At 70.6% G+C, this 3,052-nt stretch carries 3 protein-coding genes and 1 pseudogene; 2 read left to right on the top strand and 2 right to left on the bottom strand.

The genetic code is table 11. The features are described 5' to 3' along the window. Positions 1–117: 117 nt before the first annotated feature. Positions 118–276 carry a hypothetical protein gene (locus AC08OJ_RS15595; protein ID WP_476596091.1) on the bottom strand — a complete coding sequence of 53 codons (159 nt, stop codon included), beginning with the start codon at positions 274–276 and terminating at the stop codon, positions 118–120. A 345-nt stretch (positions 277–621) separates the two neighbouring features. Between AC08OJ_RS15595 and AC08OJ_RS15600 the strand changes: the two genes are divergently transcribed. After that, complete coding sequence (locus AC08OJ_RS15600) at positions 622–1,266, top strand: class I SAM-dependent methyltransferase (RefSeq protein ID WP_476596092.1); 645 nt, start codon at positions 622–624, stop codon at positions 1,264–1,266. A gap of 233 nt (positions 1,267–1,499) precedes the next feature. On the opposite strand, the gene AC08OJ_RS15605 is transcribed toward AC08OJ_RS15600, so the two are convergent. Beyond that, positions 1,500–2,198: a hypothetical protein gene (locus tag AC08OJ_RS15605; RefSeq protein WP_476596093.1), complete on the bottom strand. Its 699-nt coding sequence runs from the start codon at positions 2,196–2,198 to the stop codon at positions 1,500–1,502. A gap of 144 nt (positions 2,199–2,342) precedes the next feature. Between AC08OJ_RS15605 and AC08OJ_RS15610 the strand changes: the two are divergent. Continuing rightward, a pseudogene (locus AC08OJ_RS15610) lies at positions 2,343–3,052 on the top strand (hypothetical protein); the annotation flags it as partial.

A 3,052-nucleotide genomic window follows, 5' to 3' on the forward strand; every position in this document is an offset into this window, starting at 1 on the left:
ATTGTTCAACCAGCTTGCCTGGTGGGCCGCCGCACTCCAGAAGGCGCGCGCCGAGGTGCCCTACCCCGACTAGTGGTCCGCCTGGTACCGGCACGCGATACCGCTGGCCGAAACCCGCTACGCCGTCTGTCTCAAAGAGTATGACCAGTGAGCGCGGTTCACAACTAGGACGCGGTTCACAACTACGACAAGGACGGCTTCCTGGCGGAGTTCTTCCCTGACGATCCCCAGCCCCGCCCCGTGCTCGATGACCGTGGTCTTGAACCCGGCGTCCACCCACGCCTCGTGCACCGACGGGGCGACGGCGACGACCCGGTCCAGGCTCGTCCTCGGCTCGTCCTCGGCCAGCCCCTGTTCGTCTCCACGCAGGCCCTCTGTCTATAATGACAACCGTTTTCATCAACGAGAGGACTGTGATGCGTTCGCGACCACCGGCTCCGGGCCGCACCGCAGCTGCCCGCACCGAGGCCCGCTCGTCACTCACGGTGCTCTGCGGTTTCTGGTCGTCGACGACCTTCGCCGTGGCCCGGGCGATGGTGGCGGCCGACCGGTCGTCGCTCCTGACGACCAGCATCCCTGGCAATCATGAGAACCGTCTTCAATAGTGGGAGATGGTGGCACATGACTGGCCCATGGAAGACGCCGGCCGGCCCGGGCGTCGCCGCCGAGCTGGAAGCCGTCGCGGAGACGTTGCTGATCCCGCTGTACGGGCGGGCGGGCGTCGCTCGCGGTCGCGGCCGGTGGCTGGAGCTGGATCTGCCTGACGCGATGGCGCTGCGCCGCCGCTTCTTCAGCGACGGCACCCGCCGCCGGCACCTGGCCGGGTCCGTCCTCGACGACGACTGGCTCGAGGTCGCCGCGGATACCGGCCCGGGGCCGTGGATGTTCGTGGCCGAGGCCGTGCTCGGGTTCCTCGACGAGCACGACGTCCACAACGTGCTTGCCCGGGTCGCGGGCCGGTTTCCCGGCAGCCTCGCCGCCTTCGACAGCTGGGGCGAGTGGATGCGGCAGAACCAGGAACAGCATGACGCGCTGAGCAAGGTCGACGCCCGCGCCCGCTGGTTCTGCGAAAACCCGGCCGACCTGGAACGCCAGGTGCCCGGGCTGGAGATCCTCGAATCCCGGACCCTGCCCGAAGCCCCGCAGGCCGTACTCGACCGGCTGCCATCCGAGGTATCCGCAGCGCTGCCGGCCAGGCATGAGGACCCGCAGGTGCGCTCCTACCGACTCAACCTGGTCCGGCTCGGGGAGCCGTCGACCGGCTGACGTTGTCGAAACGAGCGAGGGCGGCCCGAGTCCGCTCCAGGCGATGCAGGCAACCAGCGCGCCCGCCGGACCACCCACCGAAGCCACCAGCAGAGAGTGCTCGCGCGGACCGACGGCGAATCGCAGACAGACCTCGCGCGAGACTAACCAACGCGCTCATCTGCTGATGACAGGACGTCCGGCTGCCCGCATGACGCCGCTTCGGGCCGCCGAGTTGAGGAGGTGGGTGAACGTCAGCCGTAGCTGGGATCGAGCGGGGTCGCGGGACGCGCGGCAACGGCGTCGATCGCGGGATCGGCGAGGACCGCGTCGATCGCGGCGTGGCTGGCACCGATGTAGGTGGAGTAGCCGTCGATCTCGGTGGCGACAAGCCAGGCCCGATCGTAGGGCCACCACAGACTCGCGCACCTCCACTCCACCGGCGCCGGCAACATCGGGGCGGCGCTCACCGGCCCGGTGAGCAGGTGGTACGCCCGGTTAGCTGTCCGCACACGCATCGGCCGGTCCTCCCAGGCGCGCGTCTCAGCGAGGCCGAAACCCTCCCAGAGGCAGAAGTACGCCTGGTCCGGCGTGTCGGTGAAGCTGGACAGGACCCTCGCGAGAGCCGCCGTCTCCCGCGCGTCCAAGCCTCCGTCAGAGGGTCGCCCCCAATGGTCGGAACCGGCGACGAGGTCGTCGAACCGGGTCTCGGCCGTCAGCGCCACGCCTCGGCATGCGGCGATCTCGGACCACCGGTGTCGCCGTCCCACACCCTCACGGTCGTAAGTCGGCGGCAGCACCCGGGCATAGGCCGCGAAGACGGGCGGCACCATCGCCGCGACCGTTGCGGCTGACGTGGTAGCGGCCAGGGCTGCCGCTACCCACGCCGCCGGACTGACGTCGGGCAGCAGCGACATCCCCGGCGCCCACGCGACCGGCTCCCCCATGTCCATCACCCCACTCTGCCAGTCCCCACCCTCCTGATCGGGCCATCAGCCTTCCGTCGTAGGTCGTGGCCCCGTCGGCGGCCCGCGGGATCCTGCGCGACATCGCCGGCCGCCGTGTAACGATGCGCGGTCGGCGAGGATGGTATGTCCATGAGCACATCTACGCCTCGCCGTCCGGAGCACAGGTCGGGACGTAAATCAGGATCGACGCCCACGTTGCTGGGCTACCCGCGCAGCTCCCTGCTGGTACCCGTGGTCGCCGCACTCGGCGGGCTGGTCTTCGCGGCCTGGAAGCCCGGTGTCATCCGATCGGCGTTCGCCAGCCCGCGCAGCGTCGCCTTCACGCTCGTCATCATGGCGGCGGTCGCCGGCCTCGGCTTCCTGCTGCCCAGACTGGGGAGGGGACCGGTGCTCACCGGGGCAGCACAGGCCGTGCCGGTGCTGCTCGCGTTCGTCGTCACAGTCCTGCCCGCGTTCCGGAACGTGACCGTCGAGGAGGAGTTACCCGTCGACGTCACCGCGGTCCTGTCGACCCGACCGTCCCCGCCCGGCGCCGCCCCGCAGGCGGGGCCGGCACCCGGGCAGACGCCGCCCCGGCCGCCGGCCCCGACGCAACCGGCGGCCGGGGCGGATGTCGTCGAGCTGGGGCGGGCGCAGCTGGTCGGCATCGACCACGACGCGACTGGGACCGCGCGACTCATCCGGCTCGCGGACGGCTCACACCTCGTCCGGTTCGAAGACCTCGACGTCGAACCCGGGCCCGACTATCAGGTGCACCTGGTGCCCGGCGCCGACAAGACCGACCCGACCGGCGGCACCCGGCTCGACAGGCTGAGGGGGAACCTCGGCGACCAGAACTA

The sequence above is a fragment of the Frankia sp. CgKIO3 genome (assembly GCF_977946435.1).